Raw genomic sequence first — 18,800 nt, 5'->3', positions numbered from 1 at the left:
GTTGTAAAGAGGCAGCTTCGCTGCCGCGCCGAACCAAAAAAAATAGCGAGTGCGGAAAGCGGGAAATAGCTCCTATTAGGCTTGAGTGTTGGAGTGTTTGAGAGGTTGAGAAAAAGTATTTGTAGATATTACCTTAAAAAATAAAAAAAGGATAAACGAAAAATTCATTTATCCTTTTAATATCATAAAACAAAGAATATTATCCTCCGTAATTATTCGCATAGTCTTCTTGTGAAGCCTGGATCACTTTTCTAGCATGTTCTGCTCCGTAAACCTCCTGAATTCTGCATTTTGCAGGTTCATCTGGTAAGTTTTTGTACGTCAAGAAATAGTGCATTAATCGTTTCACTTCAGCTTCAGGCAATTCTGTTATATCTCTGAAATGTCCGAAAGCGTGGTCACCAATCATTACCGCAACGATTTTATCATCTGCTTCACCATCGTCGATCATTTTGAAACCCCCGATTGGAATAGCTTTCATCAACAAACCTCCTGAATGAATATTGTGAGAACTCAAAACACAGATATCTAACGGATCGTGATCTCCCATTGTAACGTCTGTAGCGCCTCTTTCGATTGCTAAATTCATTACCGCCGTATCGCAATATGTTCTTGGAACGAAACCGTATAATGCCGGGATAATGTTAGAAAACTTCTGAGGTCTATCAACCATCAAAAACCCGGTTTCTTTATCTACTTCATATTTAATCGTATCTGAAGGAACGATTTCCACGAATACGTTTACAACATTTGGCGCATCTTCTCCTGCAGAAATTCCGTGCCACGGATGTGCTTTAAAATTTGGAATCATTATATCTATTTATTTTTTACGTTTAGTTTATGCTACTATTAAAATTTCTCTTCTCAGGTTTTCCATCGTTGAAGCGATATAATCATCACTATTCATATAATTTACGATAAAAACCGTTTTAAATTCTTCAAGACTTGCATTGCTATTCATTCCTTCATAAGTTTTGTGAAGCAAATCGATCACCGCCAATTTAGAATCAACAATATTCTGCCACGAATTTTTTGTTAAATACAGCTGTTGAGAAGAATTATATTCAAATTCATCTTGAATGGTCTTTTCTGTAAGGAAAATAAATTCGTGAACGGCCAGTTCTTTATCAAACCTCTGAACCAGATTAGAAGGTTTTATTCTCTCCATAAAAAGCGTCATCCTTTCATAAGCTTGCGCTTTGTTTTCGGAGTTCGACTTTACGGAAAGAAGCTTTATTTCCTGGGTTTTGAGTGTGATATAAGAATGTACAAACTGTCTCAGCAAAACCAGAAAAGGTATTGCAATAATTAATGCGAATGCATACGGTAGATATCCTGAAAAGCTAGCCATAATTTGATGTGCAAAATTAATGATAATTTTATAATTTCTATGCTGTCTTATCTATTATTTGTGATTTAGAGCTTTGGTATGTAATTAAAGATAAAATGATAATCAGATAAAAACCAACCATCATTCTTGTTACCAAACTCGGAAACATGATAAACCTCACAAATACAGTGATATAAATCGCAGCGTACAAACTTAGAAAAATAAACGCCTTTCTGTTTTTATTTAAAATTAATTTATAATCAAGAATTAAAATAATGAAAATTAATAATAATGGGAAGTATGAAGTATTAAATTCTATTAATAATTTACTTTTTATACAGGCTAAATATTCTCCAAAATTAAAGGCATCAGGATTTGAAATTGGATACAATTGAACTTTAGTAAACTGATTCATAAATAAAACTGACCATGGAATTTGATTAAAATACTGGATAATTCCAAAAGTTAAAGCAAAATAGACAAATGCCAATACAATTTCTTTAGCTTTAAAATTAAAATCAGATCTAAAAATATAAAGTATCCCTAATAAAAAACTGTAGAAAATAAAGTATTCCGGTCTTGTTAAAATACATAAAATACCAACAATAGTAGCTATGAACAGGTTTCTTTTTATTGCCACAAAATAAAAACTTAATAGTAAAAGCAAACAAGACAAACCGTCAGGAGTTGCATGTCGCGAAGCATCTAAAAGTGGCTTAAACAAGGATATTAATATGGTAAACCCAAAAGCAACGTAGTCATTTTTTACCGTTTTTAACAGAAAAGAAAAAATTAGTATTAAAATAAGAACATACGAAATGATAGTTATTAAAAACGTAGATGTAGCAGCCTTAAACCCAAGGTTAAAGAAAATAGAATTGATAAAATTATAGAATGGCTTCACCGTAAACAACTGAATTTCTTCTTCATACACTTTCGGATTTTCAGATAAAATCTTATAATAACTACTCTCTCCATCAGCTTCTTCTACCCGATTTTCATCAACTTGAGTAATTTCAGGTCTTTTGGGCTTTAATTCGTCGTAAACTTTTTTATGAATTTCCTCAATTTTCATATCAGGAAAATTAGCCTTGTAAACCAAACCCATATACGCTTCGATATCAGCATTGTAATACTGATGAGTATATAAATAATAGGACATAATGCACAGATAAATTGCAAGTAAAAACTTTACAATTTTTTTATTTTTTCCTAATACCGTAGTATTTTTTAGTTGAATCATTAGTTTTATAAAATCTAAAATTTAAAAATCCTTTTAAAAGATCTTTTTTAGCATTAAAAATTGTAGAATATTTCTGTAATTCCGGACGAAAACCCCGGAAAAATTCTTCAATGGCAGGAACTTCGCTTCCTTCAAAATCAAAAATTTTATGCTGAATATTTTGTGAAATAATATGATCTATAATGACCGAAGAACCCGATAATTTCACATATTCTTTATCATTAAACGTTCCTAAAAGCGCAAGTGTTTTATCATCTGAAAAAACAGCAATAGCATTAATGATGTTTCCATGATAGAAAAAAGCAACAATTTTAAGATGTTGAGCATTTTCAAAATCCGTAAAAGTCTTTAAAAATTCATTTTTATCTTTCTCATCTTTTGCTCCGATTGTATTCTTAGAAATAAAACCAAAAGCTTCCGCCATCGTCACTTCTCGCACTTCAGAATTTTCTAAAACCTCTTCATCCAACCGTAATTTTCTTTTTCTTTTTGGTGAATATTTTTGCCTTACAGATTCGTAATCATTAGGATAAATAAGAAAATTTTGTCTCTGATTTAATTGTTTGGAAAATTTATTTTCAGCATTAAAAGCATAATACCAAATATTGTACTTCTTTTCAAAAAAACTTAAAAAAGCATCATTAATTGTTACATCATCTTCTTTAGAAAAAATACCTAGTTGTTGACAAAGTTTAGGATTAATAATCAATTTAAAACCAAATTTCTTAACAAAAGGAACCGGCATTACCGCTTCATAATCATTATAAACCAGTATTTCCCATTGCTTCCCTGAAGTAATATCCAGAAAATCTTTAGTCGCTGAATATTTCCGCTGTTCCGAATTTTCTAAACATTCTGTATATTTTTTGAAATCAATTTCGTGGTATTTCAATCTTCTAATCATAATAATCCTTCGTCTGAGAAACTAAAATAGGAATTCTGCGTAATAATTAAATGGTCTAAAAGCTGGATTGTTAAAAGTTTTCCCGCTTCTTTTACTTTTTGGGTAATCTCGATATCTTCCCTACTCGGTTTTAAATTTCCTGAAGGATGATTATGAGCAATGATAATTCCTGTTGAAAAATGTTCTAATGCCGTTTTAAATAAAATCCTTACATCCACAATAGACTGGCTGATTCCGCCTTGTGTTAATTGGGCAATATGAATGATTTTATTACTTTGATTCAGAAAAATTGCCCAAAATTCTTCCGTTCTCAGATCTGACAAATGATTTTTCAACACCAAATAAGCGCTGTTACTGCTTGAAATGGTTGGTTTTTCCATCACTTCCTGGCTGGCTCTCCGTCTTCCGATTTCCAATGCCGTAGCAATTGAAATAGCTTTTACTTCGCCCACTCCTTTGAATTTCATTAAATCTTTTATCGAAAGTAAACTCAATTGATGCCAGTTGTTATCAACCGATGCCAAAATTTTTCTTGCCAGTTCCACCGCCGTTTCTTCCCTGTTTCCACTTCCCATGATGATTGCCAATAGCTCAGAATCAGAAAGCGAATTCTTACCTTTCAGTAAAAATTTTTCGCGGGGTCGGTCGTCTTCGGCTAGGAATTTTATAGACATATTTTTTAAGGTAAAAGGTTTCAGGAATTAGGGTTAATTTAATAAAAGGCGTATAAGAGTATCGTTTTCTTTGATTGGTCTAAATATTTAGCCGTTTCATTGAATGCGTTTTTCGACAACATCGGGCAGCCAAAACTTAAACAAGACAAATCTGCAGACTCTTTATCGGGAACGCAATAATAAGAATGAAGGACAATCGCCCGATCCATCGCATTGCTGTTTGTAGAATCTAAACCTTTTAATCGATAGGCTTTTCCAAATTTTCCATTATAACTTTCACGAATTTCATATTTCCCCAAAGAAGATTGATGAGAACCGTCCGTATTGCTGAATTGCAAAGCACTTGAGTTTTTTACTACCGAACCTTCACCATGTGCAACAACAGCTTTTTGGAGAATTTTATCATTTTTTAAATCATAAACAAAATAACGATATTTCCCAGAATGTGTTTTAAAATTGATGAAAACTGCTAAATTTTGATTATACTCTTTCCCTTTTAAATAATTTTTGATTTCCTGTATTTTTGATTTTGGTAAAAAATCTGACGCAGTTGTTGCCTGAGATTCGATTTTCGAACAGGAAATAAAGAAAAGAAATAAAAAAATAAAGTGTTTCATCATTTGTTAGGAAATTTTTATTCGATAATCATTCCGTCTTTCATGACTAATTTTCGATCGGTAATTTCGGCAAGATTCGGGTTGTGCGTTACAATCACAAAAGTTTGATTGTATTTATCCCTTAAATCAAAGAATAATCGATGTAAATCATCTGCATTTTTAGAATCAAGGTTTCCGGTCGGTTCATCTGCAAAAATAATTTTCGGCGAATTGATTAAAGCCCTTGCAACCGCCACTCTTTGCGCTTCACCACCCGATAACTGATTGGGTTTATGATGAATTCTCTGCTCGATTTTTAAATCTTCAAACAAAGCATAAGCCTTCTCAATTGCTTCTTTTTCATTAGATCCAGCAATTTTTGTTGGAAGCAAAACGTTTTCCAGCGCGGTAAATTCCGGAAGCAACTGATGAAACTGAAACACAAATCCTATATTTTCATTTCTGAATTTAGAAAGCTGTTTATCATTCATATTAATGAAAGATTTTCCGTTGATTTCTATTTCGGTATCAAATTTTTTAGAATTACTTGGTAAATCAAGCGTTCCTAAAATCTGCAACAGCGTAGATTTTCCCGCTCCCGATTCTCCGACGATAGAAACCACCTCTCCCGTTTTGATATGAATATCAACACCTTTTAATACCTCTAAATTCCCATAAGATTTATGGATATTTCTTGCTTTAATCATGATCCAAAAATAGTGAAATGATTTGAAAATTCAGATATGAAAGATATTGAGAATTTATCTAAATGGTAAAAAATATTGGCAAATTGACTTCCGCCTACTTTTTAAACAAAGAAAGGCAGCCAAAAGGCTACCTTTTTCCCTTAGAAAATCTCAGCTATCGTGGTTATTAGTTTTTTGAAGACTTGAAATGCTTAAATTTCCCTTGTCTAATGCTGATGTAAAGGTCTACATAATTTATAGATTAAACATCCGTAGAAATACGGATTTTAGATTCCGTAGAAATACGGATACTTTTATTCAAATAAAATATAATGAAATCCTATAATTAATAAAGTAAAATAAACTAATTGCTTGATTTCATTCAATTTAACAAAAATAATCTAGGCAAAATAACATTTAGCTTAATACGGATTCCATTTTTTTATAATATTTCTAGCGGTATTAAGCATTTCTAAATCCCAATTCTCTGTCTTAAAATAGGAAAAAGGATGTTCCTTTATCAGTTCTGGTTTTTCATTTTCAAACAGCATTTTAGTAAGAAGTACCTGCTCTTTATATAAGGATAGATCTTCCAAAGGTTCCGTTAATGCTAAATCAGGTTTATTCCATTTTTTTGAATTCAACTGAAAATCTGAAACATTAATTATTTCGCGAACCTTCTTAAAATCATCAAAGAAATTTTCATTTTCAATCTCTGTCGTTATCGTACTTCCTAATCGCTCAATAATGACATATTCTACATTATTACATTTCCAAAAAACGTAAGGTAAAACATTAAAAAGTTCTTCAGGAATTGCGTCATCATGCGTATCTCTTCTAATCAACTTTTCTTTCCCATACACACTTTTCTGCCAACTTCCACCAGAAAGATGAATTTCTTTTACTTTGTCTAAAGGATAAGAATTGATTAAATCCTGAATATCAACATCAAAATTATGAGCCTGACAATATATATTATGCAAATCCAAAATTAGAAAGCCATCAATATCTTCAATTAATTTTTCTAAAAACTCACCTTGCTCTTTCACATCATCAATAGAAAAAGAAAAAGCTAGATTTTCTATACCTACAGGAATGTTTAAAACATTTTGTAACCTGGAAAGTCTGTCTTTTCCTATCTGCAATGTTTTTTGATGCAAAGAAAGCGGCAACGGAATTCCCTGATGAAAATTTTCCGTATTCATAAACCCAAAATGTTCCGTAATATGATTATAATGACGCTTTTGAGTTTCTAATTTCAGTTTTTTAAGCCAATCTTCCTGTCGATCAGTCCATTTTGCATCGAATAACGAATAATAAACACCATGACCGATTAAACGGTTATTTTCAGAATAAAAATCAAGTAATTCGTTTAGCCATTCTGGCTCATCGGTATTATAAAGTGTATCAAAAGACCATTCCAACACATCAATTTCATTGCTTTGCAACAAGGGTAAAATAGCAGAAACAAAATCTGCCTCTCCCATCATTGCCAATCCTAAGTGTGGTTTCATAAATTATCCCATTCCGCAGGCAGGGCAATATCCTGAGCGATGTATTACGGTATCTTTTTTGGCGATTGGCTGTGCCGGTTGTGTTTTTGGAGTCTCAGCGGTCTTTACTTTCTTCACCACTTTTTTACCTTTTTTCGTAATAGGTTTTGTGGTTTGTGCCGATAGGCTTACTGTAACCAAACTCGCCATTAATAATGTTGGAATTTTCATAAATTGTTTTTCTGTGAATAATTGCAAGAAGTATTCCAATTTTCAATTAAGTTAAAATACTAAACCGAATGAATACTATTGCTAAATATAATTCAATTTCAACATAAAAATGATACTGTTTTTACGATTTTAAATAAATATCTGCATTTAAAATTAAAATTTTGATAGCGTTTGCTTATTTTAGTCTGGTAAATAAAGCATAAATGAAAGGCAAAATTACAGTTAGTTTATTAGGGTTATTTTTATCATTCCAAAATATAAATGGTCAAAAAACATCGTTCGATCAACAAAAAATGGAATGGTTTCAAGATGCCAAACTGGGAATTTTTATCCATTGGGGAATTTATTCAGTTGATGGAATTTCAGAATCATGGTCGTTTTTCAACAACTACATCAACCATGATAATTATATGAAACAGTTGAATGGTTTTACAGCTTCACAATATCAACCGGAAAATTGGGTTCAGCTGATAAAAAATTCAGGGGCGAAATATGCCGTGATTACGACAAAACATCATGACGGCGTTTCTCTTTGGAATACGAAAGAGGAAAAAGCGATTTCAATTACTAAAAATTCTGTGGCAAAAAAAGATGTTTTAACTCCTTTTATTTCAGAATTAAAAAAATCAGGGTTAAAAACAGGACTTTATTTTTCACTTCCGGATTGGAGTCATCCTTATTATGATGTAAATACCAGAACAAAAAAACGCTACGAAATTAAAAATGATAATGCACGATGGCAAAAATTTGTCAGTTATTATCAAGGGCAATTAAACGAATTATCTTCTCAATATAAACCCGATTTATTATGGTTTGACGGCGATTGGGAGCACACTTCTGAAGAATGGCAGGCTCCGAAAACGCTAGAAAATCTAAGAAAATTTAATCCAAATATTATTATTAATTCCAGACTCAATACGCATGGTGATTACGAAACTCCAGAGCAGGGAATTCCTGTTGTAAATCCTCAAAGTGAGTATTGGGAATTGTGCTACACCATGAATGACGCCTGGGGTTATCAGCCGTTTGATGACAATTATAAAACACCAAACATGATTGTGAGAACGCTCGCAGATGTCATTAGTATGGGTGGAAATTTACTGCTGGATATCGGACCGAAATCTGATGGTACAATTCCGACAAAGCAAGTTGAAATTTTAAAGAATTTAGCAAGATGGACATCAAAAAATAAAGAAGCGATCTACGGAACCCGACGCGGATTACCGTTTGAAAATTATAAAGGAAAATCTTCATTCTCAAAAGATGGCAAAAAATTATTCCTCTATCTTGAAGAAGCAAAGGATTTTGTTAAGGTTTATGGTTTAGATATCCCTCCACTTTCAGCGACAATTATCGGTGATCAAAATTCAAAAATCAATTTTAAATCTGATAATAAAGGAAATTATACATTTAATCTAACAAATTCAAAGTTTGATCAGGATGTTACCGTGTTGGAAATTGATTTTAAGGATAAACTTCAATTTTCAAATCCAAAAAAAGATCAACGGTCACTTTCGGAAGTTTTAGAAAATAGTAGTACAAAAGTAGCTGTTTATGAAATTGCCGATCAATTGCATGAAGGGAATAATATGTTTAAAAATTCAGGTTTGACGAGTGACGGATTGGATATGAAGATCAATAAAACACCCAAAACCAATTTGGAAACCCTCAATTGGACCAGTAAAAATTCGGAGGCTTTATTTGAAACTGAAAAAGGATTACCAAATGGACATTATTCAGGGATGAGTACGCTTTCGAAGGACAAACAAACGGTATATTTATTTGTGGAAGGTACGCCAACCGGACCGATTGCTTTGAAAGGAATAAAAAACGGAATTGCCCGAATTCGCATTGTAGGAGAAGGTTCGATTATCAACCATAAAATTTATAATAAACTGTATTGGAGCGACAGACCGGGGATAATTTACATTGATATTCCTAAAGAAAGACTTGATAAAAATATGACCGTAATTGCTGTTCTGCTTGATAAGCCGATTGAACTGTACCGAGAAAAAGTAGGTGCGATCGAGAATAATTTATAAACAAAAAACCGTAGAAAATTCTACGGTTTTTATATTTTGAAGTTTGTTTTTCTTAGAAAATCTCTCTTCCTGAAAAGTGAAATTGAGCTTCGATAAGTGCATTCTCGTCAGAATCTGAACCGTGAACAGCATTTTCTCCGATGCTTCTTGCAAACATTTTTCTGATTGTTCCTTCAGCAGCTTCAGCAGGGTTTGTAGCTCCGATTAATGTTCTGAAATCTTCAACAGCGTTTTCTTTTTCCAAAACAGCAGCAACGATTGGTCCAGAACTCATGAATTCTACCAATTCACCATAAAATGGTCTTTCAGCGTGAACTTCATAGAATTTTTTTGCATCAGCTACAGTCAATTGAGTTAATTTCAATGCTTTGATCTTAAAACCTCCTTCAGAAATCTTCCCTAAAATAGCTCCGATATGTCCGTCCGCAACTGCATCAGGCTTAATCATTGTAAATGTAATGTTAGACATAAATGTATATTTTTTTAATGCCGCAAAATTACAAAAAATATCTTTGATTTTAATTTTAAAATAATTTTAACATAAAAATAACTTTTATTAAGAAATCATGAACAAAAGTTTGGCACAGTAATTGTTTCTTCTAATTCGATTCTCATGTTTAATTTGAGTTTTCATGGTTATTAGTTTTTACCCAGCTTCGGCTGGGTTTTTTATTGATAGGCATTTCAGAAGATTCTTTTCATACTTTTCAATAAAACCCAACAACTTTTAGAACTTCAACAAACCCTTGTTTCAAATTCAATCAATAAGATAAATATGAATAAATTTTAAAATTAATTTATCCTGCCAAATCATTAAATTAATCAACCTCGATGTCACTATTTATGCCACCACTTTTTGTCTCGAAAAAATAAGATAGGCAAAATATACTGCAATCATTGAAATGGCAATTCGGGCAATGATCATCGGTATAATTGATTTTGACTCTAAAAAACCAACCAAAGCAGAAATTAGAAACGTAACCATTAGCTGCATAAAACCCATTAAAGCAGCCGCCGTTCCTCTTCCTTCTTTAAACGGAGATAATGCATGTGCTGTCGTAAGTGGAAAAAGTAAACCAATAGCTATTAATGAAAGAAATAAAACCGCTATTTCTAATCCTACACTTAAATTATTTATTGAAACCAATAAATGAAGGCTGCTCATTGAAAACAACACAATAGAAGCAAATAACAACAGTTTGGTATTCATAATTCTCTTCGTTAATTTCGGAGTCATATAAGCCGCCAGAATAAGCGCCATCGAATTGAAGGCAAAAATAAAGCTGAACGTTTCGCTGGCAAAACCATGAATTTCCATGAACAATAAAGGAGCATTTGAAATATAGATGATTAAAGACGCGAAGGCAATACTTCCGATAATGGTATTACAGATAAATTCGCGGTTTGAAATAATGATTTTTAACTGATCTGCTAATTTTACTTCATCCGTCTCTATTTTAGGTGATGTGATCTTAGAATTCGTTTCAGGAACAAATTTTACAACCAATAATAAAGTTAAGGCTCCCAAAATGCACAGAAAGGTAAACGCACTGTTCCAGCCCCAAAATCTCAGGAAAACACTGCCCAATAAAGGTGCAACAATAGGTGCAATGCCGCTGATTTGAGATTGCTTGGAAAATACAGTGACTGCTTTTTCTTTGTCATACAAATCAATTACAATGGCACGCCCAATCACAATTCCTGCACTTCCACCAAAAGCCTGGATGAAACGCATGATCCATAATACATAAATATTTTTAGTAAAAATAATCGCAACCGCTCCGAAAATAAACAGCAAAAGTCCGAAATATAACATCGGTTTTCTTCCTTTTTTGTCGGATAATGGCCCCCACAAAAGTTGTCCAATCGCAAAACCTGCAAAAAATATAGAAATTGAGATCTGGATATGCCCGATGTCTGTCATGAAAATCTTTGCCATACTTGGAAAAGCAGGAAGATACAGGTCGATACTCAAAGATTCTAAAGTGTTTAAAAGAGCTAAAATAAATACAATAATACTAAGGTTCCTCATAAAAAATTTTTAAATCGATACATTTATCCAACAAGTGGAATTTTCGATGGCAAAATTCTTATAAAAAAGAAGATGATTCAATAAAGAAACTGAAGAGATCCTAGTACAAAGTGAGGATTATGATTTGAAGAAAAAATATTAATGAAATTCGACTTAATAGTAAAATTCACTTCAATGATAGATTCAACATAGCATTTTATCATTTTTCTGACTTAAAACTTTCAGGACTTTTACCAATGTGTTTTTTGAAGAAACGTGAAAAGTAAGAAGCGTCATTAAAACCGAGTTTAAACGCAATTTCCTTTACCGTACAAGTTCCAAAACTAAGCTCTCTTTTCGCTTCCAGCAACAATCTCTGGGCAATCATTTTCTTAACCGTTGTCCCTCGTCCCAAGCGAACAATATCATTAAGATGATGCGAACTGATATTAAGTTTTTCAGCGTAAAACGGAGTTTCTTTTTCTAAAAGATAGTTTTCTTCAATAAGCTTAATCAATTCCTGAATTCTTTGTTTATCACCGGAAATATTTTCCTGAGACAGTAATTCACCCGTAATAACGATACAAAAAGATTTTAGATAAGATGTCAAAAGATTCATGCGATACTCATCGTGATATTCTTTTTCCATGAGAGCAACCAATGATTCGCAGGTATTTTTAACTTTTAAAGCAAGCTGAAAAGGCTTAATTCCGTCAATCAAAACCATTTCAACATCACAAATCTCCTGAAAAATCTCTTTGCTTATGGCAAAAACATACCCCTTCTCTCCTTGCAGCTTCATATTGAAAACCTGTCCGGGAGCCAATATACAGATTTGATTATCAATAAGATCATACGTTTCAAAATCCAATTCAAGCGAACTGTCTTTTTTAGTTTCTAAAAACCAAAGGATTTCGTAAAAATTATGACGGTGAATATCATTAAAATTTTCAGCACAACCATTTTCTAAGGTGGTCAGCTGAAAATCCTGATAAGACAGGTTGTGAACAGGAATAGGCTTTCCCGAATTCATCATATATTATTTTTGAGCTGCTTCTTCAGCTTCGTCCATCAACTTAATATACGTTGCGTATCTCGAATGCTGGATTTCTCCGGTTTCCAAAGCATCAAGAACGGCACATTTCGGTTCATTGATGTGAAGGCAGTTATGAAATTTACATTCTTCTCTCTTTTTGAAAATTTCAGGAAAATAATGCTGTACTTCTTCTTTTTCAATGTCGATCATGGCAAATTCACGAACTCCTGGAGTATCGATTACGTTTCCACCAAAATCCCAAAAGTGCATTTGCGCAAATGTGGTCGTATGCTTTCCTTTTAAATGAGTATCTGAAATTTCAGAGGTCTTAAGATTTAAATCGGGTTGCAAAGCATTCACCAAGGTTGATTTACCACATCCGGAATGTCCGAAAAATACAGAGGTTTTGTCCTTCAAAAGTTCTTGAAGCTGGTCTAAATTCAACCTTGAATAAGACGAAATCTCTAAAGAGTCATAGCCAATTTGCTGATAAAGAAATTCTACATCTTTTACAATTTCAATTTCTTCTTCATGCAAAACATCAATTTTGTTGAATAAAATCAATGGAGTAATATTATAAGCTTCACAACATGCTAAAAAACGATCAAGAAAACCCAACGAAGTTTCCGGATGTTTTAAAGTAAAAATAAAGCAAGCCAAATCAATATTTGAAGCAATAATGTGCGCTTCTTTTGAAAGGTTTACAGATTTTCTGATCAGGTAATTTCTTCGAGGATCAATTTTCGTGATCCAGGCAATATCATCCTGTTCCAGCTGAAATTCAACAAAATCTCCTACAGCAAGCGGATTGGTAAGTCTTGTTTTTATTAATTTGAATTTCCCTCGAATTCTGGCCTCGAAAATTTTCTGGGTTTCCAATTCTAAAACCTGATACCAACTTCCCGTAGATTTAATGATTTTTCCTTTCATATATTAAGATGCTGCAAATATAAGGAATTTTAGGTTGGAGTGTTTTAGTTGAGTTGGAGAGTTTTAGAGTTGAAGAGTCAGAGAGTTTGGGAATATATTATCTTGTGTTAGTGATACTTAATTTTGCTTTAGTTTTTTTAGATAAAATTAGACAAACATCTATATAAACCGCAAAAACAATAAATTAAATACTTGAAAAAAACCTCAACCACTCATACTCTCAAACCCTCTAAACTAATTATTCATTGATCATAATATTATTCTGAACCTCAATAGATTCTTCGTGAATTGCTTTAAATACTTTCTCGATGAATTCCTGAGACATTCCTGTTTCTTTTGCCTTCTGTCCAGCGTATTCTGTAATCACTTTCCAACGTTCCGGCTGGAAGATCGCAATGTCATTTTCTTTCTTCAGCTTACCTATTTTTCCTGAAATTTTCATTCTTTGAGAAAGCAGTTCAATCAGTTGGAAATCCAAATCAGAAATCAGCGTTCTGTGTCTTCCCATTTCATCATCAAAACCTGCAATTCCTGCATTTCTGATCTTTAAATTCCCGATCAATTCTGCCAAAACTTCAGGCGTAATCTGCTGCGAAGCATCACTCCAAGCTTCATCCGGATTACAGTGTGTTTCAATGATGGCACCTTGGTAACCAACGTTCATTGCTTCCTGCGTAACGTCTGCCAATCCTGTTCTGTTTCCACAAATGTGAGAAGGATCGATCAACATAGGAATATTCGGGAACTGGCTCTTAAAATCCAAAGCAATCTGCCAGTTCGGGTTGTTTCTGTATTTGGTTTTTTGGTATGTTGAGAAACCTCTGTGGATTGCCCCTAATTTTTTAATATCCTGCCCCAAAAGCCTTTCCAAAGCACCAATCCAAAGCGCTAAATCTGGGTTTACCGGGTTTTTAACAAAAACAGGCTTATCTGTTCCTCTCAAAGCCATAGCAATTTCCTGAACGGTAAAAGGATTCACCGTAGAACGTGCTCCGATCCAAAGAATATCAACATCCGCTTCCAACGCTGCAAAAACATGGTGCGCATTCGCAACTTCCGTTGCTGTTTTGAAACCGTACTCCTCCTTCACTTTTTTTAGCCAGTTCAAACCAATTACTCCTACTCCTTCAAAGCCGTTCGGTTTTGTACGGGGTTTCCAGATTCCTGCACGGAAAATAGGCACCTGTGCATTGGTTTCTCTAATTCTTTTGGCAGTCTCCAACATTTGAGCTTCACTTTCCGCGCTACATGGTCCTGCAATCATCAATGGTTCTGAAAACTCATTGATCCAATCGTTGTTTAAATCTTGTAAGTTCATATTCTTAAATTCTAATTTTTTTTGTGGTTAAATAATATCAATAGGGATTAGTATTATAAAATTTAATTTATAATTCTTTTCAAAAAATGCCGTTAAAAATTTTTAATGGAAGTAGGAAATTAAAGAGAACCTTCTATTATTCCTGTATTATTTTTTGGAAAGAAATTCAGCTGCAGTACCAATAAAATCGGTAATAATTTCTGAAATTTCTAAAATAACTAAATGAAAAGCCAAAATAACCGCTAAAATAATTAGCAGTTTCAAAACCAAAAAGGTTTACATTAGACTTATGTGTAGTAGTTGTTTCCACTTTTATATTGTGAATCTCCTATTTACGGGCTTTTCAATTGTTCTGTTATTGCCGAAAAATGATTTTTCGTACAAATATTTGACAAATATATAAAAAATTATGATAAGTCGAACTTCATTAGATCATCTAAATCTTTTAATAATGGATTTTTTTCGATCAGTTTTTCAAAAATTTTCCTTTTGGTCATTACTTCCACCTTTAAATTTTCAAAATCTCTTTTGTAATTAATTTCAATGGTGTAGTTTTGAACCTTTCTTTTAAAATGATTAAAAAACTCTCCGCTGATCTTGTCAAACTCTACTTTTGCAGAATCTGAAGGATATAGAACCTGAATATTTTTTTCGTCGATCTTTATCAGTTTAAAACCCTTTATTGCATTAAAAATAAAAGATGCCTTGAACTGAATCTGTTTTAAAAACAAATTCCACTCCATCTGAAGATCGGTTTCGGTAAAATGATTTTGAGGTAAATTTTCGGTCTTTACAGCCAGTGATTCATCTTTGACAGTTATTGTTTCATCTTTTGTTAAAAAAGAATTGATACTGAACCCTGATGAAATTCCAGGTTTTGATAAAGGTTTTGAAGTTGTTTTTTTAACCGCGACTTCCTGAACTGTTTCCACAGCAACTGAAACTGGTTTTTCAGCTTGAACTTCCTTTTTTACTTCTGGTTTTGGAAGCTTCACTTCCTGCGTTTCATTAAGAAACGGAGCTAATATCAGGAACTTTTTTTTTTTGTAACGTCTGAATTAGCCGTCAAAGAAGCCAATTGCATTAAAGCAATTTCAACTGTAAGTCTTGGGTTTTTGGAGTTTTTATAATTGATGTCCGCATGGTTGCAGATTTCAATTGCATCGATGAGTTGTTGCGGGCTCCATTTCTGACTCTGCTCAACAAATTTAGCCTTTGTTTTTTCTCCAACTTCGATCAGCTCTATGGTTGAAGTATTTTGAGCCATCATCAAATCTCTGAAATGATTTCCTAAACCTGCAATAAAGATATGAGGATCGAAACCTTTCTTCACGATTTCATTGAAAGCAAACAGAACTTCCGGAATTTTATTTTCCTTGGCGAGATCAACCACTTTCAGATATTGATCATAATCCAGAATATTTAAAACTTCGGCAGCTTTTGCCAGTGTAATATTCTTTTGGGAAAAGGTAGAAAGCCTGTCAAAAATAGACAATGCATCTCTCAATGCGCCATCCGCTTTTTGAGCAATCAGATATAAAGCATCATCTTCATAATGAATATTCTCTTTCTGAGCGATACCTCTTAAATGATTATGAATGTCTTCAATGACAATTCTTTTAAAATCATAAATCTGGCATCGTGAAAGAATGGTAGGAATGATTTTATGCTTTTCAGTGGTTGCCAAAATAAATATGGCATGAGCAGGCGGTTCTTCTAATGTTTTAAGGAAAGCATTAAAAGCCGCAGAAGACAACATGTGAACCTCATCTATAATATATACTTTGTATTGACCGACCTGAGGAGCAAAACGCACCTGATCAATTAGTTCACGAATATCATCAACTGAGTTATTCGAAGCAGCATCTAGTTCATAAATATTGTAAGCAAAACCATCTTCTGAAACAGAACCATCTTTTTCATTGATCTTTCTTGCCAAGATTCTCGCACAAGTAGTTTTCCCTACTCCACGAGGGCCACAAAACAGCAAAGCCTGCGCCAGCTGATTTTCTTCAATGGCATGTTCTAGAGTATCTGTAATATGAGATTGTCCCACAACAGTGTCAAACTCCTGAGGGCGATATTTTCTAGCAGATACAATAAAATTTTCCATTGGTCAAAAATAAGAAATATAGTTCTAATTTAAAAATTTTAAATTTTCAAATTACTATTAAACACTTAAATTCTGACCAATCTGGAAAATTTTTATTCATCATTTATTTTTGATAAGCAAAATCAATCAGCTCTACAATAGCTTTTTCAATTTCAGCACGTCCTTCATCTGTTTTCAGATCAATTCCGTTGAATTTATTAGCATTGTAGCCTGTATAAAGATTTAAGTAGTAAGCACCAGAAATAATTAAAGCCATAATAGCTCTGAATCTTGTTGCTTTTTCGCCAAAATGAGGATCGGTAATATGTTCGAATAACATACCTCCTGCTTCCTCACGTTGATCTACTAATTTTCTTAAAATAGGTTTACTTTCGGAAAGCTCCCAAAGAATAATTTTCTGAAGTTCTTTATTCTTTTTAAGACTTTCAAACTGATTTAATACTGCTAATTTTGAAAGTTCCTGACCACCGTCTGATAAATCTACCTCAATCCCTTCATTAATTTTACTCCAGTAATCCTGAGATCTGATGTATTCATCAATTAATTTTTCGGTACTTCCGAAATACTCATAAATAAGTTTTTTGTCGAAGCCTGCTACGGCTGCAATTTTGCTAACTTTAAGACCGGAGTAACCCTTCACTCTTAAAATTTTTCCAACTGCAGCCAATAACTTTTGCTTCGTTTTTTCTTTATCCCTAATCGGGCCTTGCACTACTTTTCTAGGCATATATTATTATTTTTTTGCAATATGCAATTTATTGTTGATATCTTCAAACGCATTAAGCGTTTTATCAAGATGCTCTTTCTCATGTCTGGCCGTTACGCTCATCCTGATACGGGCATCTTTTCTTGGTACGGCAGGATACAAAATCGGGTTGGTATACACACCTTTTTCAATTAGTAGTCTTCCTACATCACCTGTTACATGCGGATCCCCAATTTTTACAGGAATAATTGCAGAACACGTGATTCCTGTATCCAAACCTAAGTCATTTAATCCTTTTTTGAAATAATTAATATTCCACCAAAGTTTTTCTCTCCATTCCGGTTCTTCATCAATAAGCTCAATTGCCTTAATGATCCCTAATGAAGAGGGAGGTGCTGTTGCTGAGAAAATTTGCTGACGAGACTGAAATCTCAAAATGGCAGCAATTTTTTTATCCGCAATTACATATCCTCCTAAGTTACCAAAAGTTTTACTAAAGGTACCGGTAATAATGTCCACTTTATTCAACATTTCTGTATCTTCTAAAGTTCCTCTTCCCGTTTTTCCTAAAATCCCTACTCCGTGTACATCATCTACCATTAAGAATGCATTATACTTTTTTACTAAGTTATAAATTTCTTTGATATGAGATGTATCACCATCTTGTGAATACACGCCGTCTACTATGACCAGCTTGGTACGGTACAGATTCTCAGATGTCTTCAAAATGTGTTCCAAAGCTTCCAAATTGTTGTGAGGAAACGTTTTTTTGTTGGTAAAAGCACATCCCTCATGTACACTTGCATGTACCGCCATGTCTAAAATAGCCAAATCTTCTTTTTGCATTAAAACTTGCAAAGTCGCACTATTGGCCGTATATCCCGTAGTAAAAATTGCCGCTTCTTCCTGTTTTCTTCCAAAGAAAGACGCAATTTTTTCTTCCAACGCATTGTGGTAAGTAAAATATCCTCCGATAAGCGGTGTCGCCCCCGTTCCGGTTCCATACTTCTGAATCCCATCTATTGCCGCCTGTTTCACTTTAGGATGCTGTGTAAATCCTAAATAATCGCTCGAAACAAAGCTCACATAATCTCTCTTTTCGTTTTCGATGTCTACATTTACTACAGAATTGGTACCCGTGGTATTTTGCAATCTGTAATTCATGTGTCCGTTGGATTTCATGTAATTCAAAAATTCATAAAAAATCTCTGCTCTTTGAGAAATATTATGCTCCGGAATATTCTCAAAATCCCTAAAAGTAGCCGTAGTAAAGTCAATACTCATCCTTAATCTTTATTAGTTGTTTAGAGAACAAATATAGTATTATTTCACATTGATGAGGTGTTATTTTTCATGAAAATTTATTATGCCTTCAATATTTTAACATTATTAATTAATATTTCCCTAAAGTTTGATATTTATTTAGAAAATTTTTCAAATTATAAATCAATACGTTATAGATTTCAATAAATCCAATCGTTTAAATA

19 protein-coding genes are annotated in these 18,800 nt (G+C 33.2%); 1 reads left to right on the top strand and 18 read right to left on the bottom strand.

The window, feature by feature from the left end:
* Positions 1-199 precede the first annotated feature (199 nt).
* From ABEG63_RS20145 to ABEG63_RS20105, 9 genes are all read right to left on the bottom strand, one after another.
* On the bottom strand, positions 200-811 hold the full coding sequence (locus ABEG63_RS20145) for an inorganic pyrophosphatase (protein ID WP_267406224.1): 612 nt from the start codon (positions 809-811) through the stop codon (positions 200-202).
* A gap of 27 nt (positions 812-838) precedes the next feature.
* Positions 839-1,351, bottom strand: coding sequence for a hypothetical protein (locus ABEG63_RS20140; protein WP_346587165.1), 513 nt, complete (start codon positions 1,349-1,351; stop codon positions 839-841).
* A gap of 37 nt (positions 1,352-1,388) precedes the next feature.
* On the bottom strand, positions 1,389-2,573 hold the full coding sequence (locus ABEG63_RS20135; protein WP_346587163.1) for a hypothetical protein: 1,185 nt from the start codon (positions 2,571-2,573) through the stop codon (positions 1,389-1,391).
* Positions 2,533-3,477, bottom strand: a complete 945-nt coding sequence (locus tag ABEG63_RS20130; RefSeq protein ID WP_346587162.1) for a hypothetical protein — start codon at positions 3,475-3,477, stop codon at positions 2,533-2,535. The genes ABEG63_RS20135 and ABEG63_RS20130 overlap by 41 nt, the downstream gene beginning before the upstream one ends.
* Entirely contained in the window at positions 3,474-4,151 is a 678-nt protein-coding gene (radC, locus tag ABEG63_RS20125) for a DNA repair protein RadC (protein ID WP_346587161.1), read from the bottom strand. Before radC ends, ABEG63_RS20130 begins: the two co-directional genes overlap by 4 nt.
* A 38-nt stretch (positions 4,152-4,189) precedes the next feature.
* Positions 4,190-4,771 carry a murein L,D-transpeptidase catalytic domain-containing protein gene (locus tag ABEG63_RS20120; protein ID WP_346587159.1) on the bottom strand — a complete coding sequence of 194 codons (582 nt, stop codon included), beginning with the start codon at positions 4,769-4,771 and terminating at the stop codon, positions 4,190-4,192.
* A gap of 14 nt (positions 4,772-4,785) precedes the next feature.
* A complete protein-coding gene (locus ABEG63_RS20115; protein ID WP_267406218.1) occupies positions 4,786-5,454 on the bottom strand; it encodes an ABC transporter ATP-binding protein in 669 nt (222 codons plus the stop codon).
* Between the two features lie 401 nt (positions 5,455-5,855).
* The gene (locus tag ABEG63_RS20110) at positions 5,856-6,947 is read right to left on the bottom strand and encodes a DUF692 family multinuclear iron-containing protein (protein WP_346587157.1); all 1,092 of its coding nucleotides are present in this window, start codon (positions 6,945-6,947) and stop codon (positions 5,856-5,858) included.
* A 3-nt stretch (positions 6,948-6,950) separates the two neighbouring features.
* Positions 6,951-7,157, bottom strand: a complete 207-nt coding sequence (locus ABEG63_RS20105) for a hypothetical protein (RefSeq protein ID WP_346587155.1) — start codon at positions 7,155-7,157, stop codon at positions 6,951-6,953.
* Positions 7,158-7,360: 203 nt separating this feature from the next.
* On the opposite strand from ABEG63_RS20105, the gene ABEG63_RS20100 reads away from it, so the two are divergent.
* Complete coding sequence (locus ABEG63_RS20100; RefSeq protein ID WP_346587153.1) at positions 7,361-9,199, top strand: alpha-L-fucosidase; 1,839 nt, start codon at positions 7,361-7,363, stop codon at positions 9,197-9,199.
* A 52-nt stretch (positions 9,200-9,251) separates the two neighbouring features.
* On the opposite strand, the gene ABEG63_RS20095 is transcribed toward ABEG63_RS20100, so the two are convergent.
* From ABEG63_RS20095 to ABEG63_RS20055, 9 genes are all read right to left on the bottom strand, one after another.
* On the bottom strand, positions 9,252-9,668 hold the full coding sequence (locus ABEG63_RS20095; protein ID WP_266175093.1) for a nucleoside-diphosphate kinase: 417 nt from the start codon (positions 9,666-9,668) through the stop codon (positions 9,252-9,254).
* 372 nt (positions 9,669-10,040) lie between these two features.
* Positions 10,041-11,231, bottom strand: coding sequence for a multidrug effflux MFS transporter (locus tag ABEG63_RS20090; protein WP_346587152.1), 1,191 nt, complete (start codon positions 11,229-11,231; stop codon positions 10,041-10,043).
* A gap of 199 nt (positions 11,232-11,430) precedes the next feature.
* Positions 11,431-12,246: a helix-turn-helix domain-containing protein gene (locus ABEG63_RS20085; protein WP_346587150.1), complete on the bottom strand. Its 816-nt coding sequence runs from the start codon at positions 12,244-12,246 to the stop codon at positions 11,431-11,433.
* 3 nt (positions 12,247-12,249) lie between these two features.
* Positions 12,250-13,176, bottom strand: a complete 927-nt coding sequence (gene rsgA / locus ABEG63_RS20080; protein ID WP_267406209.1) for a ribosome small subunit-dependent GTPase A — start codon at positions 13,174-13,176, stop codon at positions 12,250-12,252.
* A gap of 238 nt (positions 13,177-13,414) precedes the next feature.
* On the bottom strand, positions 13,415-14,494 hold the full coding sequence (locus tag ABEG63_RS20075; protein WP_326983970.1) for a chorismate mutase: 1,080 nt from the start codon (positions 14,492-14,494) through the stop codon (positions 13,415-13,417).
* Positions 14,495-14,901: 407 nt separating this feature from the next.
* Complete coding sequence (locus ABEG63_RS20070) at positions 14,902-15,489, bottom strand: hypothetical protein (RefSeq protein ID WP_346587148.1); 588 nt, start codon at positions 15,487-15,489, stop codon at positions 14,902-14,904.
* 32 nt (positions 15,490-15,521) lie between these two features.
* The gene (dnaX, locus tag ABEG63_RS20065) at positions 15,522-16,607 is read right to left on the bottom strand and encodes a DNA polymerase III subunit gamma/tau (RefSeq protein ID WP_346587146.1); all 1,086 of its coding nucleotides are present in this window, start codon (positions 16,605-16,607) and stop codon (positions 15,522-15,524) included.
* 103 nt (positions 16,608-16,710) lie between these two features.
* Entirely contained in the window at positions 16,711-17,334 is a 624-nt protein-coding gene (locus ABEG63_RS20060; RefSeq protein ID WP_267406202.1) for a TetR/AcrR family transcriptional regulator, read from the bottom strand.
* A gap of 6 nt (positions 17,335-17,340) precedes the next feature.
* Positions 17,341-18,597 (bottom strand): aminotransferase class I/II-fold pyridoxal phosphate-dependent enzyme, encoded by a 1,257-nt coding sequence (locus ABEG63_RS20055; protein ID WP_346587144.1) that lies wholly within the window; start codon positions 18,595-18,597, stop codon positions 17,341-17,343.
* Between the last annotated feature and the right edge of the window lie 203 nt (positions 18,598-18,800).

Origin of the sequence: Chryseobacterium sp. C39-AII1 (genome assembly GCF_039672645.1) — a bacterium.
Lineage (GTDB): Bacteria > Bacteroidota > Bacteroidia > Flavobacteriales > Weeksellaceae > Chryseobacterium.
This window is presented reverse-complemented; position numbering and strand designations above follow the sequence as displayed.

What these genes read in the sequence shown, in the direction of transcription:
- ABEG63_RS20115 (WP_267406218.1), bottom strand. Translation starts at nt 5,454, where the DNA reads ATGATTAAAGCAAGAAATATCCATAAATCTTATGGGAATTTAGAGGTA.
- ABEG63_RS20130 (WP_346587162.1), bottom strand. Translation starts at nt 3,477, where the DNA reads ATGATTAGAAGATTGAAATACCACGAAATTGATTTCAAAAAATATACA.
- ABEG63_RS20135 (WP_346587163.1), bottom strand. Translation starts at nt 2,573, where the DNA reads ATGATTCAACTAAAAAATACTACGGTATTAGGAAAAAATAAAAAAATT.
- ABEG63_RS20085 (WP_346587150.1), bottom strand. Translation starts at nt 12,246, where the DNA reads ATGATGAATTCGGGAAAGCCTATTCCTGTTCACAACCTGTCTTATCAG.
- ABEG63_RS20120 (WP_346587159.1), bottom strand. Translation starts at nt 4,771, where the DNA reads ATGATGAAACACTTTATTTTTTTATTTCTTTTCTTTATTTCCTGTTCG.
- radC (WP_346587161.1), bottom strand. Translation starts at nt 4,151, where the DNA reads ATGTCTATAAAATTCCTAGCCGAAGACGACCGACCCCGCGAAAAATTT.
- ABEG63_RS20110 (WP_346587157.1), bottom strand. Translation starts at nt 6,947, where the DNA reads ATGAAACCACACTTAGGATTGGCAATGATGGGAGAGGCAGATTTTGTT.
- ABEG63_RS20060 (WP_267406202.1), bottom strand. Translation starts at nt 17,334, where the DNA reads ATGCCTAGAAAAGTAGTGCAAGGCCCGATTAGGGATAAAGAAAAAACG.
- ABEG63_RS20055 (WP_346587144.1), bottom strand. Translation starts at nt 18,597, where the DNA reads ATGAGTATTGACTTTACTACGGCTACTTTTAGGGATTTTGAGAATATT.
- ABEG63_RS20105 (WP_346587155.1), bottom strand. Translation starts at nt 7,157, where the DNA reads ATGAAAATTCCAACATTATTAATGGCGAGTTTGGTTACAGTAAGCCTA.
- ABEG63_RS20145 (WP_267406224.1), bottom strand. Translation starts at nt 811, where the DNA reads ATGATTCCAAATTTTAAAGCACATCCGTGGCACGGAATTTCTGCAGGA.
- ABEG63_RS20090 (WP_346587152.1), bottom strand. Translation starts at nt 11,231, where the DNA reads ATGAGGAACCTTAGTATTATTGTATTTATTTTAGCTCTTTTAAACACT.
- ABEG63_RS20140 (WP_346587165.1), bottom strand. Translation starts at nt 1,351, where the DNA reads ATGGCTAGCTTTTCAGGATATCTACCGTATGCATTCGCATTAATTATT.
- ABEG63_RS20095 (WP_266175093.1), bottom strand. Translation starts at nt 9,668, where the DNA reads ATGTCTAACATTACATTTACAATGATTAAGCCTGATGCAGTTGCGGAC.
- rsgA (WP_267406209.1), bottom strand. Translation starts at nt 13,176, where the DNA reads ATGAAAGGAAAAATCATTAAATCTACGGGAAGTTGGTATCAGGTTTTA.
- dnaX (WP_346587146.1), bottom strand. Translation starts at nt 16,607, where the DNA reads ATGGAAAATTTTATTGTATCTGCTAGAAAATATCGCCCTCAGGAGTTT.
- ABEG63_RS20100 (WP_346587153.1), top strand. Translation starts at nt 7,361, where the DNA reads ATGAAAGGCAAAATTACAGTTAGTTTATTAGGGTTATTTTTATCATTC.
- ABEG63_RS20075 (WP_326983970.1), bottom strand. Translation starts at nt 14,494, where the DNA reads ATGAACTTACAAGATTTAAACAACGATTGGATCAATGAGTTTTCAGAA.